Source organism: Vibrio sp. 1402 (assembly GCF_033340275.1).
Genome location: NZ_JAWOWE010000007.1, coordinates 115,071 through 136,085, shown reverse-complemented (window position 1 = coordinate 136,085; position 21,015 = coordinate 115,071). Strand labels below are relative to the sequence as shown.

Here is a 21,015-nt window from a genome sequence, read left to right as displayed (position 1 = left end):
AGGCAGCGATGAACAGTCCTTTAACGATCCCTGTAAAGAACGCATTGAGCCACATCGTTGTGGTAGGCAATGGTATGGTCGGGCAACACCTTGTTGAGCAATTAGTGCAGAAAAACGCGCATTTGGAGCACCGAATTACCGTGATTGGTGCAGAGCGTTTTATCGCGTATGACCGTGTACAGTTGTCTTCTTTGTTTGCGGGTAAGTCTCATGATGATTTGATGCTGAGTAACCAAGAATGGTACGACATGCATGGCATCCAACTCGTACTTGGCAGCCAAGTAACAGGCATCGACAGAGAGCAAAAGCGCATTCTGCTTGATGGTGAAGATGTGCTGGGTTACGACCAACTCGTGCTCGCGACCGGCTCGTACCCATTTGTGCCGCCAATTGAAGGTAAAGACCGCGACAACGTGTTTGTCTACCGCACGCTTGATGATCTTTCACAAATCAAAAAGGCATGTGAAGGTGCAAGAACAGGCGCAGTGATTGGCGGCGGCTTGTTGGGTTTAGAAGCGGCAAACGCACTCAAACTGTTGGGGCTAGAAACTCACGTCATTGAGTTTGCACCTCGCCTGATGCCCGTACAGTTAGATGATGGTGCTGGCTTAGTGCTAAAAGAGAAGATTGAGGCGCTAGGGCTAACCGTTCACACCTCAACGGGTACGGAACGAATCTGCGATGGCGAAACGGCTAAGCATCGCATGGTGTTTAAAGACAAAGATCCTCTCGAAGTGGATGTGATTGTCTTTTCCGCAGGGATTCGCCCTCAAGATGAGCTGGCAAAAATGGCTGAGCTAGAAGTAGGCGAGCGAGGCGGTATTGTGATTAACAACCAATGCCAAACCAGCGATGAGAATATTTATGCGATTGGCGAATGTGCTCTTTGGGAGCAGAAGATCTTTGGTTTAGTCGCACCCGGTTACACCATGGCGAGAACCACTGCCGATGTCCTGACTGGAATGCCAAGCGAAGGTTTTAAAGGTGCAGACATGAGCACCAAACTCAAGCTACTTGGGGTGGATGTGGCGTCTATCGGCGATGCACAAATGCAAACCGAAGGCGCACAGGAGATGGTATTGCAAGATGCGGTTGCAGGCATCTACAAAAAGCTGGTGGTTGATGCGAGCGGTACCCAATTACTAGGTGCGATTCTCGTCGGTGACAATAGCGACTACGATGCGCTCTTACAGTGTTATTTGAACAAAACGGTCCTGCCAGACCACGCTGCGAACCTGCTATTTGATACCGAAATGCTGGACGGAGAGATGCCAGACAGCGCCATCATCTGTTCTTGTCACAACGTCACAAAAGGTGACTTAGTTGCCGAGATTCAAGCTGGCACCACCAACCTGACGGACCTCAAAGCCAACACCAAAGCCGGTACTGGCTGTGGTGGCTGTAGCAATATGGTCAAGTCGGTATTGGATACTCAACTGGCAGCCATGGGGGTAGAGGTTAACAACCACCTTTGTGAGCACTTTGAGCTCAGTCGCCAAGAGATGTTCCATATTTGCCAAGTGGAACAAATCAAAGACTTCGACACCTTAATTGCACTGCATGGCAAAGGGCATGGGTGTGATATCTGTAAGCCGACAGCAGCATCTGTGTTTGCTTCTTTGTGGAATGAACACATCATGGAGCCTCAACATCAATCTCTGCAAGATTCTAATGATGCCTTTATGGCAAACCTGCAAAAAGACGGCTCTTACTCGATTGTACCTCGTGTTCCGGGCGGTGAAATCACACCAGACAAACTCATCGTGCTAGGCGAAGTTGCTCAGCAATACGATCTATACACCAAGATCACTGGCGGTCAGCGCGTGGATTTATTTGGCGCGCAGTTAGAACAGCTTCCTGAAATCTGGCAAACCTTAATCGATGCTGGTTTTGAAACAGGGCACGCCTACGGAAAATCGGTCCGCACCGTGAAATCTTGTGTCGGTTCTACTTGGTGTCGTTATGGTGTTGATGATTCGGTTGGGTTAGCCATTGAGTTAGAGAACCGCTACAAAGGATTGCGAGCGCCCCATAAGCTTAAGTTTGCCGTATCGGGCTGTACTCGCGAGTGTGCAGAAGCGCAAAGTAAAGATATTGGGGTGATCGCTACTGAAAACGGCTGGAATCTATACGTTTGTGGTAATGGCGGCATGAGACCACGACACGCTGATTTATTTGCATCCGACTTATCCAAATCAGAGTTGATCACCATGATCGACCGAGTATTGATGTTCTACGTCAGCACCGCAGATCGCTTGCAGCGTACGTCGGTGTGGATGGAGAACATGGAAGGGGGCCTAGATTACCTTAAACAAGTGATTTTGGATGACTCTCTCAACCTATGTGATTCATTGGATGAGCAAATGGCGCGAGTCATAGATACCTATCAATGTGAGTGGAAGAGTACGCTGGATAATCCTCAAAAACTGCAACGCTTCCGTCCTTTCTTGAACAGCACGTCGGGCAGCAAAGTCTTGCCGTACCAACGTGTGCGCGGTCAGCGTATTCCAGTGAAACAGGAGGTGTAAATGGCAGCTTTAACCAAAGTGAAATTGTGTCAGCTTGATGACTTAATGCCGTTTATCGGTGCTACTGTATTGATTGAAGGCGAGCACGTTGCGCTATTCTACATTCCAGATAGCGGTGTTTACGCCGTTCAAGATTGGGACCCAATTGGTAAGGCTTATGTGATGAGTCGAGGGATTGTCGGTGATATTGATGGAGAGATGTGTGTTGCGTCACCACTGTACAAACAGCATTTCAGCTTAAAGAGCGGGCAGTGTTTAGAAGACGAAGCGCACTGTCTAAAAACGTGGCAAGTAACGGTTGACGATAATCAGGTTTGTTATTTAGTCGAAGAATGATCTCCGAAGTTAGCTTGCTCGATATGAGTGAATTCTTCGCGTGAGGGACATGCGAATAAAGCTCCAGAGACACCAAAGTATGGTTCTGGAGCTTTTTACTATTTGGAAGGATTCACTTGTAGTTCGGTATAGCCAGTCGAGTCGTCCATCGCTCTAGTGAACTCAAGTTCTGAGTAAGAATGGATGATCAATTCTGCGGTAGTATCAATCACTGTGCCTTCCAGCAAATGCCCACCCCAAACTCGTCCTTCACGATCAGACACCGAGATATGAACGTGCTGATGCTCAGGCGTTAGGGTTCCCATCAACGAAACGATTTCAAATGGCTCTTGTTTGGTGAGCGTACTCTCTGCACCAGCCAAACGAAGGTTGAGGTGAGAGACACAGCCAACGCATGAGGCAATCGAGCCTGCTTTGATACCATGCTGCTCGACCAATTTCGCTAAGATCAGCTTTAAGTCCATGCCCTTGGTAAGACGTACTGCTATCACTTCAATCGACATGTTATTTCCTAATCAATACCAGCAAGCAGGAAAGCGCCGTATCCAAGTCGGCATAACGTTTGGCTTTGCCAAGTACGCGCATGCCTTGCATGTTGTTGAGAACAAAACGAGCAAGCTCTTCTGGTTTAAGCGTTTTCGGCACTAAGGTTTCTTTTTGCGCATTGGTCAGCGCATCTGCAATGATGTCGATAAGATGGTCAAATAAGAAATGCCCTTTACGCAGCACATCATCGTCTTCGCCAGCGTGCTCAATCAACGCATTTTGGATAAAACACCCACAGTTACGTTTGCGCTGCAGCTCAGCAAAGGATTTGAGGAACGATTCTAACTCAGGTAAAGACGCGTCGTCTTTTTCCAAATCATTCAGTGACGGTAGCGAGACCTTTTTCAAGTAGGTATCGAGCGCTTCGTAGTAGAGCTGTTGCTTGTCACCATAGGTGTTGTAAAGACTGAAGCGGTTGATGTTCAACTCGTCGGTGAGATCCGAGATAGACGTGTTCGCAAAGCCCTTGCGCCAAAACACATCCATAGCCACGAGAAGCTTTTCATCTCGGTCGAAGTTGGCTTTTCTTGCCATAAATTACCTGCCTGGGTCTGCTTATCGGGTAATTAAATTGCTTTGGAGGGATGGTACAGAGAACCTCTAGCGTTCGAACTGAACCAATATGATGAATACCCATCTATTCTTGGGTATCAGCCCCCAAATTCATGTGAACTCACAAACGGCATCAAAAATCTCGCTCAGCAAACAGACCCACAACTGTTTGAAAATTTTTGATAGTGAAGTTCTTGACTGATCGTTTATAAACTGGCTACAGTATATCCTAACCAATCGGTTAGAAAAAGATAAAAGGATGTGAAATGAAGCTCTATGAAACCGCAATGACTCCAAGTTGTAAGCGAGTTAGCATTTTTCTAAAGGAAATCGGTGGCGAGGTTGAGCGAATTGCGCTGAACGTTCGTGAGGGCGATAACCTATCTGAACCGTTTAAATCGAAAAGCGTGAACGGCAAAGTGCCTTTACTGGAACTGGATGATGGTACAGCGATCTGCGAAAGCGTGGCGATTTGTCGCTACCTAGATGAAGCGTTTGAAAATGATCTGGCGCTGTTTGGTGCTAACCAGCTTGAACGTGCTCAGGTGGAAATGTGGCATCGTGTGGTGGAGTTCCAAGGACTAAATGCGGCATTTCAGGCGTTTCGAAACATGACCGGAGTTTATGGAGACAGAGAACGTTGCGTTGAAGCATGGGGCGAAGAATCAAAACAACGCGTCTACGAATTTCTGCCTGTCTTAGACAAGCGCCTTGAACATAATGATTTTATCGCCGTAGACCATTTTACTATCGTCGATATAACAGGCTTTATTTTGATCAGTTTCGCAATTAAAGGCCTAGAAATTGATGTGCTATCGACGTCGCCAAACATTGCTCGATGGTATAACCAAATTTTAGCTAGACCTGCATTTCAGAGTTAATGTATTGCAGCGAGTGGATGATAGCTCGCTGCTACCACCTTACCGATTCTTAACTCAGCAGGATATTCAAATTTTTTCAGATTTTTCTTATTTTTTCTCCTATCGCCTATAATTGGAAAAACAACCTCAATTTGCTTCGTTGCGTTTTAGAGCCTTGAGCTCTTGGTCCGTAGACGCTCTCTTTCATCATGGAAAGTCTAATAATAGACAAGGAGAGGTCATGAGTATTCAAGTGAAAACTATCAATAATATTCTAATCGCCCTGTTAATGGTTTCGGTTTTTGGTCTATTCGCACTGTACCTCAATTACACACAGCAGAATGAACAGATTGAAAGGCTGCAAAGTCAGTTAATCGAAAAAGAGCATCAGATACTAATTTCTAATGAAGCGTTGTCTTACACTCGATATCAACACCAATTATTAGCCGAAGACTACAGCCGTTTTAGAAATGAGCAGTCAGTGACTAGTGTTTTGCGTTAGCCAGTAAAGCAACCGTATTAAGGCGGAAGATGAAACCCATTCTTTTGGTCGATGACAGTAAAACAGTACTGCTTTACATCAGCAGTGCATTGGAAAAGCAAGGCTATGAAGTGCTTGCTGTTGAAGACGGACGAGCGGCGCTCGAAGTGCTAACCCACCGCCCTGATATTCAGTTTGTGCTGAGTGATTTAATGATGCCTGGAATTAATGGTATTGAATTGTGTCGCCAATTAAAATCTAAAGTTAGCGAACGTTACATTTTCTTTGTTCTACTGTCTTCTAGAAATGACCAAAGTTCGATCGTGAAAGGCATTGATGCTGGCGCAGATGATTTCGTAGATAAGAAGACGTCTGTAGAGGAACTTCAGGCCAGAATCCGTGCGGGGTTTCGTACTTTAGAACTGCACAACAAACTCGTTGAGAGAAATAAAGAGCTAGATGCGGCCTATCAAACAATTCACCAAGACCTACAGTCTGCTAGTCATCTGATGGAGCAACTACTCCCTGCTGAATCAACTATTCAGAATGTAAATTTTAGCTATGTCTACAAACCATGCTCCCAGATTGGTGGTGATATGTTGGGGTATTTGGAGCTCGATGAACGACATGTTGCGTTTTATGTATTTGATGTTTCTGGTCATGGTATTTCTTCAGCTTTGATGGCTTTTTCTATTCAACAGACGCTATCTCAAAGTCAGGGGCCTGATTCGATCACGATGGAGTTGAGAGATGACGGCTATTGCGTAAGTGAGCCTGCATCTGTGATTGAACGGCTAAATCGGCGTTATCAGCAAACTAGAAACAGTCAACTTTACTTTACTATGGCTTACGCCATTCTTAACACAAAATCAGGGCAACTTAGCTATTGCACGGCTGGCCACCCCAGGATCTTAGTTTGGCGAACGAGTACGAAAACGATGGAACAGATAGGTGACGATAACTTTATCGTTGGTGCAATGCAGCCGATGGAATATATCGGTAACCAAATTAGTCTGGATGAGGGCGATGCATTGTGGCTTTATTCGGATGGTTTGATTGAAGCGAGGCAGGGTGAGGAGATGTTTTCACTACAACGATTGGCATCGAGTATAAAAGCTGTTTGCACGCTGACAGTTGAAGACCAAGTGGGAGACGTCTTTAAAAAAGTACAATCTTGGCATAACGAAGATGAGTTTGATGATGATGCCAGCCTTTTACAGGTAAAATGGCATGGTGAGAGGCTCGATTTTAAGGAAAAGAATGTCAAAGAGCGAATTTAAACGAACTTACGGGAGCTCCCTTACTCACTCACGAAGTGCGAGCAAAGACGTTGTTCGGTTTTTGATGGGTCATCAAATCCCCTTAAATGCAATTCAATCATTGGAGCTTTGTGTCGTTGAACTCATGAATAACGCTTATATTCATTCTTACAGTGAAATAGAAGGCCTACCAATTGAAGTGGAGTGTAGGGTTGGGGATGACCAAGTGTCCGGTTTCGTGGAACTGAGAGTCTCTGATTGCGGAGCGCCGATCAATGAAAAGACGTTCATCCAACATAAAAATAAACAGATTGAGGCACCTAACTTAATGGATGACGATAGTTGGTCCTCCTCAGGTCGCGGACTGATGTTAGTCGCTCAATTATCTGACCTGTTTACATTGGAAAAAGGTTTCGAAAACAATACGTTTGTTGTAGTGAAAAGGAATAGGGAGAGAAACTAACAACCAAGCAAAGTCGATTTGCTTCACTTGGTCCCTAGCGTTAATCTGACGGTTGCGTTGTATATCATTGTTATTTTGTATTCGTTGTTGGTGCCGGTGATAGTAACGCCTCCAACTCTTCTGGTGTTAGAATATCACTGATGTTTAACATATTACTTTCATCATCTAGCGCCATCTTTGTACGGCTAAGTAAGTACCTTTTTTGAGTTGGTGTTAAGTCTTTGAGAGACTCAATCAACTCCCTGAAATTGCTATTATTCATTGCCATATTTCCCCCAGTTAAGCCTTGAATTTCTTTATTGCATATTCTTCAAGTAAGTGAAGATTTGTTGATTAATTGCAGCTAGCTCTTTAGTAACTATAGCTATATCTGAGCTATCTGGCGCTGTATCGTTTCTGGTTTTTTCTTCTATTCTTTGAAACGCAATGACCGCGGTGTCTTCTCCGAAACTCTCTAAAATGCCCTTTAAACTATGAGCTAATAGATAGAGTTCTGACCAACATTTGCTTGCATATAGCTCATCTATACGCTCTATATCATTCGTGTGATCTTCAAGGTATGTAGAAAAAACAGTGACGATCAGATCTACGTCGTTATCCATGTATGTATTGAGAACATCAAAATTAATCATGTATACCCCTATTAAACGTTGAGGTAGAGGAATGTTTCGGATAATGAAGGCTTAGCCGAAGGTATGAATGGCATAACCAGTATTTGAGCAGAAATAGTTTGCTTGTCGCTTGAGATAAACTTACAAAAAGAAAGTCATTGTTAAAGATATTTTGACTTATATCCAAACGGCAATGGTCGAAATGTAGGGATGAAAAAACTTCAACTCGCGTGTTTTTAACACAAGTAGCAAAGGGGATGTTTCCAAGTAAAACGCCGAGTCGGTAAGTGTCTTGCAGTCCTAGTTTAAGGCTATCGTTACATACGGACGCCAGACGTTCGCCAACTTTGACTATTCCTTCAGTCAAGGCTAACTCTCCTCATTAAGTACAAGTATAAATTAGCAATCTAGTTGCATATTGGCAAGTAATCTACGGCAAAAAAGGGACTCGCGTCCCTTTTGTATTACTAGCTTTGCTTAGAGTCCTGTTCTATTTGCTTCATAAGCTCGTTGGCTTTCTTCATAGCGCGTCTTGCGCTTGAAGTCCTTCGCTTATTAAGCAATATATCGGAGAAGCGTAAGTATTTATCAGCAGTTTTGAATCTTAAATCGTTAACATCCTGAAAACCAATAGGAAAGTTTTTCGAGAACAGATCCACATCCTTCACCAAGTTATCGAGATGAGTTGTCGTCCTTGCCTTTTCTAGGCGAGAATAAAAGTTTTCAAACTCTTCTTGGAACAGGATTCTAGCGGCATCTTCTGGAAACGGTAGAGGGCTGTTGGAATCTAGCGCTGTCTCATATAATTTCATTTCCAGCACTGCATCTTTCATCGCATTACTTATCTGTAAGTTCTCTTGATGCTCTTCTACGTTTGAAAAGAAGGTGTTCCCAACCTTAATAAGAGCAACAAGTGCAGCTGCGTCTTTCTTTTTGAGTGCTTCAGTGAGGTGCTGACCGAAAACATCGCTAGATAACGAACTTGGCGTGAAAGGATAACCTTGATGAATCTGATTTAACTCATCCTTGAGCTCATAGATGGATTTACTGCCGTCTTCTTTACTGTACCGAGACTTTTCAAGTTGACTGTTGATTTGCCTTGCTATCGAAAGTAACGTGGAGTGCTTGCTTGACTGAATATCTAAGGCAAGAACTTCTATTTTATGTGAGTCAGGGTAGTAGGTTTTTGCTTTATCAAGTATGGACTCAATTTCATCATAATTCGGGTAGTTGTTGGCATCAGAATTCAAAACCTGATCAATTTCAGATTCAAACTCGCTGAGAATATAGGTCTTGTGTAAGCGTAATAAGCCAGCCTTAACGACTGGATGTAAGCTTTTTTCACTATCAATCAGTGCCAAACTTTTTTCTGCTGGCGTATCAAGCTGCCACTCTTGTCCGGCAATTTGATCATTTTGCTTGCTAATAACGGTTTCCAAATTGGCGATGGTTTCTTGTTGCTGCTGATAACCAAATACAATGCCGCTAACTAATAATATACTCGCTGCCGCGCCGCTAGCGATAGGCCAATAGCGCATATTCAATTTGCGTTTCAACTGCTCAGGGGTCAGCTCGTTCGGAATGATGCCAGTTGAAAATACGCTTGAAAATATTGGCCACTTAGATGCAGGCATGTTAGTTGGTTTAGAGACCTTGATCTTCTTTTTGAGAGCTTCATTAACTGGAGTTCTTGCGTAAGGGTGTTTGCAACTCAATAGCTCGTAAGCAATACAAAATAGAGCAAACATATCGTCGCTTAAGTTCGGTTCCTTACCGGATAACAGGTTGAGTGATGCATAGTTGGGAGTATAACCAAGCGTTTCAACATTTTCGGATTTACGTTTAGCCGCATATTGATCCTGCTTTAATTGATGAGTTTTAGATACACCAAAATCAAGCAACTTAACGTTACCCTCAGACGTTAAAATCACATTAGCGGGCTTTAGGTCGGCGTGCACTACACCAAGAGAGTGAGCATATGAGAGTGCATCGAGTACCTGATTTAGGATTGATAAAGTTGCATTAAACTTCAGCCCATGGGGCCTAGAACGCTGTATTAAACTCTCTAATGTTTCTCCGTTAATATACTCCATAACTAAAAAGTATATTTCGCCATCAACACCAAAATCAAAAACCCTAATGATATTAGGGTGGCTTAACCTTTGAGTTTGTTGAGCTTCACGTATTAACATGCGTGCAGTCTCTGGTTGAGAAGCAAACTCTTTCTGTAATATTTTTAACGCAACGTAGGGTGTTTCTGAACCTGAAGATTCAAGAATCTTATCTTTAGCTAAGTAAACATCGCAAAGCCCACCATGCCCAATAACCGACTCAATTTCATACCGATTTTTAACGGTCGTTCCTATTAAGCTTTCGTTAATAACATCTTTGTTATTATTTAATGAGTCATCTTTATTGTTTTTTTTCTTATTAACTAACGGAGGGTTTTCTTTTTGAGACAGTTTTGTATTTGTTTCATTTTTATTTTTAACGGAGGTTTCATTATTAGTGAGTTTGGTTGATTTAATTGCATTGTCTCGTTTTTGAGTCTTTACAATTTTAGTTTTATCTCCGCTTTCTTCGTTATTTATAGAATTGTTTTTATTACTGTCTTCCATCACAAGAACTCCGTATAAATGATGGGGGAATATATACCTTTCTGCTCAATGAAAAGTCATTATGTTAGAATTTCTCGGCCAAACTAACATTCGTTTTTTTATTGATGAAAGTCTAAGTGTCAAAAATTTGAACTTGGTTGGATAATTAAAATTGTTGAACAATACGTGATTGCTTTGATAAAAAAATGATTCATTATTCCGTGCATGATTTTCAATGGCAGTATTAAGGTTTTTATTAATCTTACTGTTAATAAGAAAGCAGTTAATAATAAAATTAAAAATAATATCTAGCAGGTCTTTGGCGAGGTTTACATGAAGTTGGTTTTAACCATAACAAGTTTTCACAAATTTACTCCAGAGATTGAGAGTGAGTTCGTGTTTGAATCAAGTGATGAACATGCCAAGGTTACATTTGGTAGGTCTGAACAATGTGATTGGACACTACCAGATCCTGAAAGAGTGGTATCCGGAACCCACGGAGAACTGATTAAGTTTGGTGACAAATACTTGATAAAAGACCTCTCAACTAATGGTACTTTTGTAAATAATGCTGTAACTCCTGTGGGTCAAGGAAATGAAATAGCACTAAGCGATGACGATATGGTTAGCTTAGGGGATTATCAAATTTCAGTTTCTATTCAAACAGATACAGATGTATTCAGTCTTGAGACAAGTAAAAGTCTTTCTAGCGCACCCCCTGAAGTAGTCTCAAGTCCATCGGAAGCAGAATTTGTTGACCTAGGCCTTAGTGCTAGTGAACTCTTAAACGAAAGTGTTCCTTCTGACTTTCAGCTAGATATTGGTTTAGTCGATGATTTTATTGATATCCCAAAGCCCGAAAAACAGAGCACCGTATCTGAAACTTTACCGAAAGTTAACCGACAATCAGAACACCTATCGACTCCCAACTTTGATACCAATGGGGGTGAACTTGCGGCTTTTGTTAGAGGGGTGGGTATAGATCCAATGATGATTCCCAGCGATAACCGAGAGGAATGGTTCGAACAACTGGGGGAGTCATTTTCTTTGATGCTAGTTGGTTTAATGGAAACACTGCATAACAGAGCAGTGTTTAAACAAACAAATCGACTTAGTCATACCGCATTTCGTAAGTCAGAAAATAACCCTTTAAAGTTTTCTGCAAACTTAGAAGATGCGATTCATAACTTATATAACCGTCAAACCGCTAGCTTCTTAAAGCCAAATGCAGCCATTAAAGAAGCATTTAATGACATCGAAAGTCATGAGCAAGCCTTAATGAAAGGTGTTGAAGGTACGGTTTCGAGTGTTATGTCACTTGTTGAACCTACTTCTATATACTCAGATGCTTTAGCGAAAGACACGGTTATTAATAAGGTTATTCCAGCTAGAAAATATGCTCAAAGTTGGAAGAGGTTTGAGGATATTCATGAAAAGTTATCCGATGATATTATCAATAAAGAGTCTCCGTTCTATTTAGAAGACTTCGCTAAGCACTATGAATTAGCATTAAAAAACAAAGGCTAGGAATTAGGGTGATGAAAAAGTTTTACCAATATATTTTGTTATTAATTTCAATGGCTTTATTTGGGTGCTCAGCAGCGAACCTAGTTGTTGATCCATACTCAGATTTAGAAATAGCAGCAAGTCATAACATTAATCCTGATTCAAACGGCAGGCCTTCTCCTGTAGTGGTGTATGTATTTGAATTAACGTCAAATACCATTTTCGAAAGCCAGGACTTTTTTTCTATTTATGAAGAAAGTGAAAAAGTCTTAGGACCTGATTTAGTGAATAAATATGAAATTTCATTAACTCCAGGTCAGAAAGAAACATATCAAGCAAGTATGTCTCCAAAGACAGAATATTTAGGCATTGTCGTAGCGTTTCGAGATATTGAAAACTCAAATTGGCGACAAGTCATTAAAGTGGATAAGACCGGTTACAACACATATCAAGTATTGTTAGAAGATCTGTCTTTGGTCGTTAAATAACGTTTAGTTGGCTAATTATAAATGACGCAATACTCCAAGACGGCTTGGTGCGAAGGAATGTTTTTACGTCCCCAGCACTTCCAACAACAAGAACGCGCAACCTCTCAAGAATTCAAGGGCTTACATCAGTTAGGTGGGGCTTACAATTGGGGAGTTTGGAAATGTCGAGTAAAAAAACACGCGCTAAAAGATGGTCTTATTGAACTTGAGCATCTTGAAGCTGTTTTGCCAGATATGACGTTGGTTAATACGTTAATATCCAACGATTCAGTTTCGCCTCTACTTATTGATAAAAACACTGAAAATACGTTAGTAAAAATAACTCTCCCTCTTTCAAGTGTTACAGGTAAAAACGTTTCGGATGTAAGCGAATCGATCGTCTCTCGTTATGTACTTCAAGATATCGCCGTGATAGATAACCTTACAGGACAAGATGAGGAAACCATCCAAGTTGCAGCCCTTAATCTAGAGTTGAAAGCGAGTAATGACAAATTAGCGGGTTATGTGGAGTTACCTATCTTAAGGATCAAAGAGGTAACTCCTGAAGGGGAAGTTATACTAGACGATGAGTACGTTCCTCCGCTTATCAATCTCCTTAGCGACAAAGTTATGTCAGCTTATCTACGTAACGTTATCGCGATGACAAAGATGCGTGCTGACGTTATTGCACAGCGCTTGATTAAGGGTAAATCTGCATCGGCTTCTGCTGTTGATTTCATCATGCTCCAAATGCTGAACCGATATGAGGCGAAGTTAAAGCATTTCAGTGAGTTAGATAGGTTACATCCACTGGAATTAGCGACGACACTTAAAGGTTACATTGGTGAGTTAGCCACTTTTTCTAATAAAACTAAAAGAGTCCCAAGTTTGCTTGCGTATGATCACTTAGATGTATCAAGTGTCTATAGCGAGTTGAATCAGATACTCAGTCAGTACCTCAGTGTTGTTCTTGACCAAACTGCGACCAAACTTCCGTTGGAGCCTCGCCAGTACGGTATTCAAGTGACGCCACTTCCAGATAAACGCTTGCTTGAGTCATGCCAATTTGTGCTAGCAATTAAAGCAGATACCACAACAGATGAAATAAGACGCCTGGTCCCAGCGCAACTCAAGTTTGGCCCCGCAGAACAGATTCGCGATCTAATTAATAATCAGATCAACGGTATAAACGTAGTGCCGCTGAGTGTCGTCCCGAGACAGATTCCTTACCAAACGGGTTATGTCTATTTCGAAGTTGTCAAGAAAGGGCCATTTTGGATGAGGCTAAAAGATAGTGGCGGTATTGCGCTTCACCTATCAGGGCATTTTCCGAATGCTGAACTTGAGCTTTGGAGTATTAATAAATAGGCGCGCTCTGTATGGAACAAACGATAGTAAAACCAACACCGGGTGGAAGAGCTCCCGCATCGAAACCACAATCAGAAAAGTCTGTGGATAATACCGTAGTTATCTCAAAAAGCCCTGAATTGGTGAACAATGATTCAGTGGTCGCTTATGGGAATAACTCTCTACTAGCAGAGGCGAATGGCCTGTTATCTATTATCGGTCAAATTCGGTCGACAGCGACTCATTCCGATCCGTTGTTTCTAAAAGAGACATTGGCACAAAAGCTTAGAGATTATGAGAACCGATTACGTCAGCATGACGTTGATTTGGATACCATTGATACAGCTCGTTATTGTTTATGCTGTTCACTAGATGAAGTTGTCCTTAACACCAATTGGGGTGGGCATTCATTCTGGAGTCACGATTCATTACTTAGCTCCTTCTATGCCAGCAGTCAAGGTGGGGAAGCGTTTTTTAAGCATCTTGATAAGTGCATGGCGAAACCAGATGCGAACTTAGATTTGCTTGAACTAATGTATGTGTGCTTATCTCTCGGGTTTCTGGGTCAATACCGTTTAGAAAAAAATGGACTGGAATCGCACCGGAAATTGAGAAGACAGGTTATTGCTACTCTTAAGTCTTATGGGAGAGGAGTCCCTCAGGAGCTAAGTAATAGTATCGACCAACACATTTTGAATGGCTCAAAGGCTTCTGATAGAGCCCCTCTTTGGGTTGTATGTTCTGTAACGGCGGCATTATTGGTCTGCATATATATGTATTTTAGCTATGAGCTAAATAAGGCATCCAATCGCACCTTTTCTCAATTAGTCAATTTGATTCAACCGCAACAACTTAACCAAGATGCAACGTCAGAATCAAAATCAGCGCCAATTGCAGAAAAGATTTCAATGTATCTAGCAACTGAGATCGGTAAGGGGCTAATCAATGTTGAGCCGCTGCAAGACAGGGTAAGAATTTCGTTAAAGTCTCAAGATCTATTTGAATCAGGTAGTGCTGATGTTGTCGCTTACATCCAACCCGTTATTTCTAAGCTTGCGAGAACATTGGAGTCGACCCAAGGCAAGATCATTGTTACTGGTCACACCGACGATAGGCCTATTTTCACGAGTAAATATCCCTCGAACTGGCACCTATCATTAGCTCGAGCCACTGCTATGTCTGAACAACTGATCTCGAATAGTGCATTAGAAGGGCGAGTGATACCCGAGGGATTGGGGGATGCAAGACCATTAGTTGAAAACAGTAGTGATGAAAACCGAGCTATTAACCGCCGGATTGAAATCGACCTTCTTGTCGCGAATTAATAATAGGTAGATAGAGATGCGTATTAAAGAAATTGGCAGAATATTTACTCAAAGATGGTTTCTCGGTCTTATCGGTGTCGCTGCTTGTTCTATTTTCATTTGGGTTGTTGGTCCACTTATTGCGATAGCGGGATATGAGCCCCTAAAGAGTGACTTTCAACGGCTAGTCACTATTCTAGTGTTGGTGTTGCTTTGGGCGATATTTAACGTTACCAAGCAGCATAAGCAAAAGGTGAAAGAAGACGAAAGTATTCAAACGTTGCTTGAGGTTGATAGCCAATCAGATAAAGAAGCAGCAAGTGAAATTGACTTAATGCGCGAGCGTATTGAGCAAGCTGTCAAAGTAGTGACGAAAACACACAAAGGCAAGAGAAGCTTGTATGACTTACCGTGGTATGTGTTGATTGGCCCTCCTGGAACGGGGAAAACAACCGTATTAAAGCAGTCGGGGTTAGAGTTTCCATTAGGAGACAGCCTTGGCTCTGACTCTATTGCCGGTGTAGGTGGCACTCGCCACTGTGATTGGTGGTTTGCAAATAAAGCAGTTCTTATAGATACGGCTGGCCGGTATACGACACAAGACAGTCAAGAAAAGGTCGACTCTAAAGCGTGGCATGGTTTCTTAGGATTGTTGAAAAAGTATAGAACGCAAAGACCAATTAATGGTGCGATTGTTACGATAAGTTTAGCCAGCGTGATGTCTCAGACTCGAACCGAGCGAAGTCTTCATGCTCGAGCAATTAAGTCGAGACTTCAAGAACTGAAAAACCAGTTAGGCATGCAGTTTCCGATTTACGTATTGCTCACCAAAATGGATTTAGTTGCCGGTTTCAATGAATTCTTTGCCGATTTAAGTAAGGAAGAACGAGATGATTTATTTGGTTTCATGTTCCCTCGTGAAGTGGATGATGAAAGAGGCGTTATTTCTCTATTCAACAAAGAATTTCATGGCATGTTGGAGCGCCTTGATGCCCGTATGCTTAGAATACTTGAAACTGAGGACGATTTAGATAAACGCGCGCTTATCTTTGAATTTCCAAAGCAATTAAGAGTGCTACAAGCTAATCTTGACGAGTTTTTAGCTGAAATTTTTGCACAAAACAGTTTTGAAGAGCCTGCCTTGATTCGTGGTGTGTTTATGTTGAGTTCGGTTCAAGAAGGCTTACCAGTCGATAAGCTGATGAATGAATCAACCAATGGACTTGGGTTAAATCGTTTAGCTCTAGCAAAGAGTCAGACTGGTTCTCATAGTTATTTCGTAAAGAATCTTTTTGACAAGGTTATTTTCAAAGAGCAACTGTTAGGAACAGTTAATCGTCACTATCAAAAGCAGTCAGGTTGGATGCGTCGAGGTGTTTACATTGGATGTACAACGCTACTGCTAGGAGCTTCTGCGCTTTGGTTTATGAGTTATAAGTGGAACTCACAGTTAATTGTCGATACCAATGAACAAGCTAGCCATATTGATGCACTGATTGGCGCTCAAAGTTTAGATTTTGAAGCGGATATTGTTTCAGCTGTAGAAACATTAGATAGGTTGATGACGCTTCCTCTCGGAAAGCAAAGCAACTACGGTGATGCCGACTCTGTAAAGAGGTTTGGTCTCTATCAAGGAGACAAAGTATCTCAGGCGGCAAACAATGCATATTCTGATGCTTTGACCCAATATTTCGCCCCTTTGCTTCTTGATAGCCTGGTGTCAGAAATGGAGAGCAATCAACAGCATCGTGAGTATTTGTACGAAACGTTAAAAACGTATTTGATGTTATTCAATCCAGACAAATATCAACAAGATGAAGTGTTGGCTTGGTTTAACTTTTATTTCGAACGTCAATATCCGGGTGAGCTAAACGCAGACTTAAGAAGACGCTTGCTACAGCACACTCAATATTTATTAGGCAACGATGGACAAGGCTTTACTTACAACACTGCTGCCGTGACGAGTGCTCGAGAAGTGTTGACTCAAATGTCTCTACCTGAACGTGCTTATCAGCGAATGAAAATACAATTTTCTAAGAGTCATGTACCTTCATTTCGCTTGACTGATGTATTGGGACCTAAAGGGCTTGAGCAGTTCGAGCGAGCTAGTGGAAAACCGCTATCACAAGGCATTTCGGGTTTCTACACGTACAATGGTTTTCATAGCATTTTTCAGATTCAGATCAACCGTACAGTAAAAAGCCTAATGGAAGAGAACTGGGTTTATGGTGACGATCTTAAGGCTCATGAAATTGATCAAGATAGTGCCATCCAAGGCGTTCAGTCTCGATACTATCAAGATTATGTTAATGAATGGAAAACGTTGATCGAAGATATTCAATTGAAGCAGGCTCCGAGCCTAGAACTTGCGACAGAGCAAGCGAGGGTTTTATCTGGAGTTGAAAGACCAATCGAATCTTTGTTGAGAGCAATCCAAAAAGAGGTTGCTCTATCAAAAGTATCATTGTCAGAAAATCAAAAAGCCGCTTCTGAAGTTGCTGGTAAAGTTGCCAAAGTTAAGTTTTCAAATACGGCAGATAGACTAGACATGTATTTACCTGAAGAAAACGGTTTCAATGTTGCTCTGCCAGGTAAAGAAGTCGAATCACATTTCTCAGAGATTTTACGCCTTGGTGAGCAAGACTTTGATGATATTCAACAAGCAATGATTAACTTGCGTTCGTATTTAAGTGACTTATCAAGCTCTGGTAACAATCAGAAAATTGCCTACAAAAGTATTTTAGATGGAACCGTTACACAAGATGTCGCAGCTTCCTTTGCTCGTGCTAAAGAACTTTTGCCGAGACCATTTAATCAATGGCTAGGTGAGCTTTCTCAAGAGTCGGTCAAGTTTGCGGAGAGCGGTTCGAAGGATCATCTAAATCAACTTTGGGTAACACAAGTGGTGCGCCCTTATCAGCGGACTATTGCTGGCAGATATCCATTCGAGCCCAATGCGAGCAGAGAAGTCAGATTGAAAGACTTTAAGCGATTCTTTGGTTATGGGGGCACGCTTGACGCATTCTTCCAAGAATACCTCGAACCGTTTGTGGATACTTCGAAAAGTCGTTGGCGATTAGAAAAGGAAATTGGAGTTCGTCCAGAAACACTAATGGTCTTTCAAAGAGCGCAACGTATCAGGCAGTCTTTCTTTGAATCTGATAATTCATTACGCGTAGAGTTTGGTATGAAGCCTGTTTATCTAGACCAGCACATTACTCGATTTGTCTTAGAGTTGGGTGGACAAGATTTGGTTTATAAGCATGGACCAGCAAGAGCTAAATCGTTGAGTTGGCCTGCCGGTCAAGATCAGACTCGAATTGTGTTCACACCACCTGAATCTAAACGCGAAATTGCGCATACCTATGAAGGTGAGTGGGGCATATTCAAGCTTTTGGATCAATCACTTAAAGCAAGGCCAGAATCGCGTAAAGACAATATAGTTATGATTGATTTAAAGGGAAACAAGGTGCAACTAGAGCTTATTCCTTCTAGTGCCATTAATCCGTTTTGGTCAAATGAAATGGAGAGGTTCAGATGTCCACGAACCTTATAACATCAGGCTGGGGCTATATCGGTAAAATGCCTGCAAAAGGGGACTTTGTGAAAGATGGTTTATCACAAGATTTCTCGGAGCGTTGGCATGATTGGCAACAGGCGGTTATTGCAGTCAGCAGGGAACAACTGGGCGAAAGCTGGAATGAGCACTTTTTAACGGCTCCTGTGTGGCACTTTGCTTTGGATATTAGCTATTTAGAAGACTCAACCTACATTGGTAGCATGATTCCTAGTGTTGATGCATGCGGTAGATACTTTTTCTTTACTATAGCTCGTGCCGTAAAAGGTGAAGCTGCGCAATATTGGGGTGACAGAGCTTGGACCGAGGACAGTGCCGCTCTTGCTCTTTCAGTACTTGAGGACGACTTTGTCTTTGATGTTTGGCATAAGAGTACTCAAGAAAAAAATGACCTCGTTGCGAATGTGACAAGTGAAGTGAGGCCTCTGGAGTTTCTTTATCAAAGCCAAATATCTACAGTTTTTCATGATCACGGCAATACTGATCAAAACACGCTTTTGAATTTCCTCATTAAAGAGAAATTGAGTAAACCATGTTTTTGGTGGACTGAAGGTTCAACGAAGGTTGAACCATGCATGTTCATTACGAGTGGATTTCCTTCAATTGGTCAGTTTTCAGCCATGCTTGATGGCGGCTGGAAAAAGTGGAATTGGTAGGATAGAAGAATGAATTGGAACTATTTTACCTTTGCTAAATCGCACGCAGGAAAAGTACGCCCTTATAACGAGGATGCTCTGTTGGATATGACAGAGCAGCATATTTGGGTGGTTGCTGATGGAATGGGTGGACACAGTGCTGGCGATATAGCAAGCCAGATGCTAGTGGATAGAGTCGCGCGCCACATGCAGGATGTCTCCAATACTAATATCGATGATATCCGAAGAGTGGTTCAAGAAGCGAACTTAGAAATTTACCAATACGCACAAAATCACTTAGACGGTAAAACGATGGGAACAACACTTGTTTTGTTGTTTATTCAGGATGGGTATTACCACTGTCTTTGGGTGGGTGATAGCCGAATTTACCAGCTTAGAAGTGGTAATTTTGTCCAAAAAACACGTGATCATAGTCAAGTCATGGACTTAGTGGATCAGGGCTTATTGGCATTTGAAGATGCCGAATCTCACCCTCTTGCAAATGTTATTACCAGAGCTGTTGGGGTCGACGAAAGTGTCACTATTGATCAAGTTTCAGGGCAGTTGGCTGACGGCGATCAGTTTCTACTCTGTAGCGATGGACTCTCTAAGGAACTTACGAGTGAGGAAATTCATCGGACATTGTATGCAGACTCAGTCAACCAAGCTGGATTAGCGCTCATGCATTCGGCTTTGGTTCGGGGCGCAAGTGATAACGTAACTTGTGCTTTGATCAAAGTTCGCCAAGCGCAAACGGAGTGCGAAACAGTAACTAGAGAAGACGCGACAATACCTGTCTTTCTAAGAGGGAGAGCTTATGAGTAATGAAATGTTTGATTGGTATGAACAAGCGTTGGCCCCTATATCTCAAGAAAATCCTACAGGTGTTGATCCTAGAGAGGATGTATCACCACAGTCTGCTTACTATCGGTTGAAAGATCAGCGTATGGCCGCCCGCAACGCTGAACGTAATGCTCTTATAGAAGAAGAAAGTATCTATACCCACAGTAATTTATGGCGAGTATTTATTGAAGATGTCCCAGAAATACTCACGAATCAGTCTAAAGATTTGGAATTTGTTGCCTGGCTTATAGAAGCCCTAACTCGATTGTATGGTTTTCGTGGTATGGGCGTTGGCTACAAACTCGCAACCAGTTTAATTGAGAACTTTTGGGATGATCTGTACCCAATGCCTGATGAAGATGGTATTGAGACAAGAATATCGGCGATTATTGGCCTCAATGGTATCGATAGTGAAGGAACACTTATTTTTCCAATTGCTTGTATACCATTGACTGACTTAGGCGTGGAGCAAGCTTATGCCTATTGGGAATATCAGCAAGCTATAGAGCTTGAGCGCTTAGACGAAGATAAGCGCCGAAATCGAGTCGAGCTTGGGGCTGTTGAGCTATCTGAAATTACAACTACGGTTAAGTCGACTTCTGATACGTTTTATCGAGAATTAATCACGGATTTGGAGTTCGCTAAGGAATCATTTAATGAATTCAGTCAGCGATTAGATGAAGCGGTCGGTGATGTGACTCCTAGTTCTTATATATCAAAAAGACTTGAATCAATACACTCGGCATTAAAGCACCTTCTTGGAGATCGTTTTAATCAACCACAAGCGGTGTTTGAAGAGCTAGAGGATCTTGATGAATCTTCTTCTGAACAACCGTTAAGTTCACAAAGTTGTGATGCATTATTAGCGACAAACATGAAATCACGAGAGCAGGCAATTAGACAATTGCAGCAAGTAGCTGATTTCTTCCGAGAGAGTGAACCTCACTCACCAGTTTCTTACTCCATCGAACAGATCATTCGTTGGTGTGGGATGCCTCTGCCGGAGTTACTGGCGGAACTTATCTCCGACGGGGATGCAAAGAAAAGCTACTTCCGTTTGGTTGGCATAGCAGAACAAAATGAAAATTAATAAAGGGAGAATG

General features: G+C 42.2%; 19 protein-coding genes. 14 read left to right on the top strand and 5 right to left on the bottom strand.

The window, feature by feature from the left end:
• The first annotated feature begins 8 nt into the window (after positions 1-8).
• Together nirB and nirD are read left to right on the top strand one after the other, a co-directional pair.
• Positions 9-2,528 (top strand): nitrite reductase large subunit NirB, encoded by a 2,520-nt coding sequence (gene nirB / locus R7044_RS15095; RefSeq protein WP_213874026.1) that lies wholly within the window; start codon positions 9-11, stop codon positions 2,526-2,528.
• A complete protein-coding gene (nirD, locus tag R7044_RS15090; protein ID WP_017820230.1) occupies positions 2,529-2,864 on the top strand; it encodes a nitrite reductase small subunit NirD in 336 nt (111 codons plus the stop codon). It abuts the gene before it with no gap.
• 98 nt (positions 2,865-2,962) lie between these two features.
• Here nirD and R7044_RS15085 read toward each other — a convergent pair whose 3' ends face one another.
• Both R7044_RS15085 and R7044_RS15080 read right to left on the bottom strand, forming a co-directional pair.
• Positions 2,963-3,367: a PPC domain-containing DNA-binding protein gene (locus R7044_RS15085; protein WP_225455658.1), complete on the bottom strand. Its 405-nt coding sequence runs from the start codon at positions 3,365-3,367 to the stop codon at positions 2,963-2,965.
• A gap of 1 nt (position 3,368) precedes the next feature.
• Positions 3,369-3,944: a TetR/AcrR family transcriptional regulator gene (locus R7044_RS15080; protein WP_005375904.1), complete on the bottom strand. Its 576-nt coding sequence runs from the start codon at positions 3,942-3,944 to the stop codon at positions 3,369-3,371.
• A gap of 284 nt (positions 3,945-4,228) precedes the next feature.
• On the opposite strand from R7044_RS15080, the gene R7044_RS15075 reads away from it, so the two are divergent.
• From R7044_RS15075 to R7044_RS15060, 4 genes are all read left to right on the top strand, one after another.
• Entirely contained in the window at positions 4,229-4,843 is a 615-nt protein-coding gene (locus R7044_RS15075; protein WP_054574314.1) for a glutathione S-transferase family protein, read from the top strand.
• Positions 4,844-5,063: 220 nt separating this feature from the next.
• The gene (locus tag R7044_RS15070) at positions 5,064-5,324 is read left to right on the top strand and encodes a hypothetical protein (RefSeq protein ID WP_017820228.1); all 261 of its coding nucleotides are present in this window, start codon (positions 5,064-5,066) and stop codon (positions 5,322-5,324) included.
• A gap of 29 nt (positions 5,325-5,353) precedes the next feature.
• Entirely contained in the window at positions 5,354-6,583 is a 1,230-nt protein-coding gene (locus R7044_RS15065) for a PP2C family protein-serine/threonine phosphatase (protein WP_054574313.1), read from the top strand.
• Positions 6,564-7,025 carry an ATP-binding protein gene (locus R7044_RS15060; RefSeq protein WP_025998580.1) on the top strand — a complete coding sequence of 154 codons (462 nt, stop codon included), beginning with the start codon at positions 6,564-6,566 and terminating at the stop codon, positions 7,023-7,025. Before R7044_RS15065 ends, R7044_RS15060 begins: the two co-directional genes overlap by 20 nt.
• 70 nt (positions 7,026-7,095) lie before the next feature.
• Here the strand turns inward: R7044_RS15060 and R7044_RS15055 are convergent, their stop codons facing one another.
• From R7044_RS15055 to R7044_RS15045, 3 genes are all read right to left on the bottom strand, one after another.
• Complete coding sequence (locus R7044_RS15055) at positions 7,096-7,287, bottom strand: hypothetical protein (RefSeq protein ID WP_025767706.1); 192 nt, start codon at positions 7,285-7,287, stop codon at positions 7,096-7,098.
• A gap of 34 nt (positions 7,288-7,321) precedes the next feature.
• Positions 7,322-7,657: an Hpt domain-containing protein gene (locus tag R7044_RS15050; protein WP_031781126.1), complete on the bottom strand. Its 336-nt coding sequence runs from the start codon at positions 7,655-7,657 to the stop codon at positions 7,322-7,324.
• A 446-nt stretch (positions 7,658-8,103) separates the two neighbouring features.
• Positions 8,104-10,254 (bottom strand): serine/threonine-protein kinase, encoded by a 2,151-nt coding sequence (locus tag R7044_RS15045; RefSeq protein WP_225455657.1) that lies wholly within the window; start codon positions 10,252-10,254, stop codon positions 8,104-8,106.
• Positions 10,255-10,566: 312 nt separating this feature from the next.
• Here R7044_RS15045 and tagH point away from each other — a divergent pair, with 312 nt between their 5' ends.
• Genes tagH through tssA form a run of 8 tightly spaced genes read left to right on the top strand, consistent with a single transcriptional unit; the run spans position 10,567 to position 21,002 of the window.
• Complete coding sequence (gene tagH / locus R7044_RS15040) at positions 10,567-11,760, top strand: type VI secretion system-associated FHA domain protein TagH (RefSeq protein ID WP_005375931.1); 1,194 nt, start codon at positions 10,567-10,569, stop codon at positions 11,758-11,760.
• An 11-nt stretch (positions 11,761-11,771) separates the two neighbouring features.
• The gene (gene tssJ, locus R7044_RS15035) at positions 11,772-12,227 is read left to right on the top strand and encodes a type VI secretion system lipoprotein TssJ (protein ID WP_033907006.1); all 456 of its coding nucleotides are present in this window, start codon (positions 11,772-11,774) and stop codon (positions 12,225-12,227) included.
• Positions 12,228-12,248: 21 nt separating this feature from the next.
• Entirely contained in the window at positions 12,249-13,574 is a 1,326-nt protein-coding gene (gene tssK, locus R7044_RS15030) for a type VI secretion system baseplate subunit TssK (protein WP_081107487.1), read from the top strand.
• Between the two features lie 11 nt (positions 13,575-13,585).
• The gene (gene tssL, locus R7044_RS15025) at positions 13,586-14,878 is read left to right on the top strand and encodes a type VI secretion system protein TssL, long form (RefSeq protein WP_033907010.1); all 1,293 of its coding nucleotides are present in this window, start codon (positions 13,586-13,588) and stop codon (positions 14,876-14,878) included.
• A 16-nt stretch (positions 14,879-14,894) separates the two neighbouring features.
• Positions 14,895-18,413 carry a type VI secretion system membrane subunit TssM gene (gene tssM / locus R7044_RS15020; protein WP_033907012.1) on the top strand — a complete coding sequence of 1,173 codons (3,519 nt, stop codon included), beginning with the start codon at positions 14,895-14,897 and terminating at the stop codon, positions 18,411-18,413.
• Complete coding sequence (tagF, locus tag R7044_RS15015; RefSeq protein WP_033907013.1) at positions 18,395-19,090, top strand: type VI secretion system-associated protein TagF; 696 nt, start codon at positions 18,395-18,397, stop codon at positions 19,088-19,090. The genes tssM and tagF overlap by 19 nt, the downstream gene beginning before the upstream one ends.
• Before the next feature lie 9 nt (positions 19,091-19,099).
• Complete coding sequence (locus R7044_RS15010; RefSeq protein WP_033907014.1) at positions 19,100-19,894, top strand: PP2C family protein-serine/threonine phosphatase; 795 nt, start codon at positions 19,100-19,102, stop codon at positions 19,892-19,894.
• Complete coding sequence (tssA, locus tag R7044_RS15005; protein ID WP_005387526.1) at positions 19,887-21,002, top strand: type VI secretion system protein TssA; 1,116 nt, start codon at positions 19,887-19,889, stop codon at positions 21,000-21,002. The genes R7044_RS15010 and tssA overlap by 8 nt, the downstream gene beginning before the upstream one ends.
• Positions 21,003-21,015 lie beyond the last annotated feature (13 nt).

Coding starts and splice junctions, on each gene's coding strand:
- nirB (WP_213874026.1), top strand. CDS start 9: ATGAACAGTCCTTTAACGATCCCTGTAAAGAACGCATTGAGCCACATC.
- nirD (WP_017820230.1), top strand. CDS start 2,529: ATGGCAGCTTTAACCAAAGTGAAATTGTGTCAGCTTGATGACTTAATG.
- R7044_RS15085 (WP_225455658.1), bottom strand. CDS start 3,367: ATGTCGATTGAAGTGATAGCAGTACGTCTTACCAAGGGCATGGACTTA.
- R7044_RS15080 (WP_005375904.1), bottom strand. CDS start 3,944: ATGGCAAGAAAAGCCAACTTCGACCGAGATGAAAAGCTTCTCGTGGCT.
- R7044_RS15075 (WP_054574314.1), top strand. CDS start 4,229: ATGAAGCTCTATGAAACCGCAATGACTCCAAGTTGTAAGCGAGTTAGC.
- R7044_RS15070 (WP_017820228.1), top strand. CDS start 5,064: ATGAGTATTCAAGTGAAAACTATCAATAATATTCTAATCGCCCTGTTA.
- R7044_RS15065 (WP_054574313.1), top strand. CDS start 5,354: ATGAAACCCATTCTTTTGGTCGATGACAGTAAAACAGTACTGCTTTAC.
- R7044_RS15060 (WP_025998580.1), top strand. CDS start 6,564: ATGTCAAAGAGCGAATTTAAACGAACTTACGGGAGCTCCCTTACTCAC.
- R7044_RS15055 (WP_025767706.1), bottom strand. CDS start 7,287: ATGAATAATAGCAATTTCAGGGAGTTGATTGAGTCTCTCAAAGACTTA.
- R7044_RS15050 (WP_031781126.1), bottom strand. CDS start 7,657: ATGATTAATTTTGATGTTCTCAATACATACATGGATAACGACGTAGAT.
- R7044_RS15045 (WP_225455657.1), bottom strand. CDS start 10,254: ATGGAAGACAGTAATAAAAACAATTCTATAAATAACGAAGAAAGCGGA.
- tagH (WP_005375931.1), top strand. CDS start 10,567: ATGAAGTTGGTTTTAACCATAACAAGTTTTCACAAATTTACTCCAGAG.
- tssJ (WP_033907006.1), top strand. CDS start 11,772: ATGAAAAAGTTTTACCAATATATTTTGTTATTAATTTCAATGGCTTTA.
- tssK (WP_081107487.1), top strand. CDS start 12,249: ATGACGCAATACTCCAAGACGGCTTGGTGCGAAGGAATGTTTTTACGT.
- tssL (WP_033907010.1), top strand. CDS start 13,586: ATGGAACAAACGATAGTAAAACCAACACCGGGTGGAAGAGCTCCCGCA.
- tssM (WP_033907012.1), top strand. CDS start 14,895: ATGCGTATTAAAGAAATTGGCAGAATATTTACTCAAAGATGGTTTCTC.
- tagF (WP_033907013.1), top strand. CDS start 18,395: ATGTCCACGAACCTTATAACATCAGGCTGGGGCTATATCGGTAAAATG.
- R7044_RS15010 (WP_033907014.1), top strand. CDS start 19,100: ATGAATTGGAACTATTTTACCTTTGCTAAATCGCACGCAGGAAAAGTA.
- tssA (WP_005387526.1), top strand. CDS start 19,887: ATGAGTAATGAAATGTTTGATTGGTATGAACAAGCGTTGGCCCCTATA.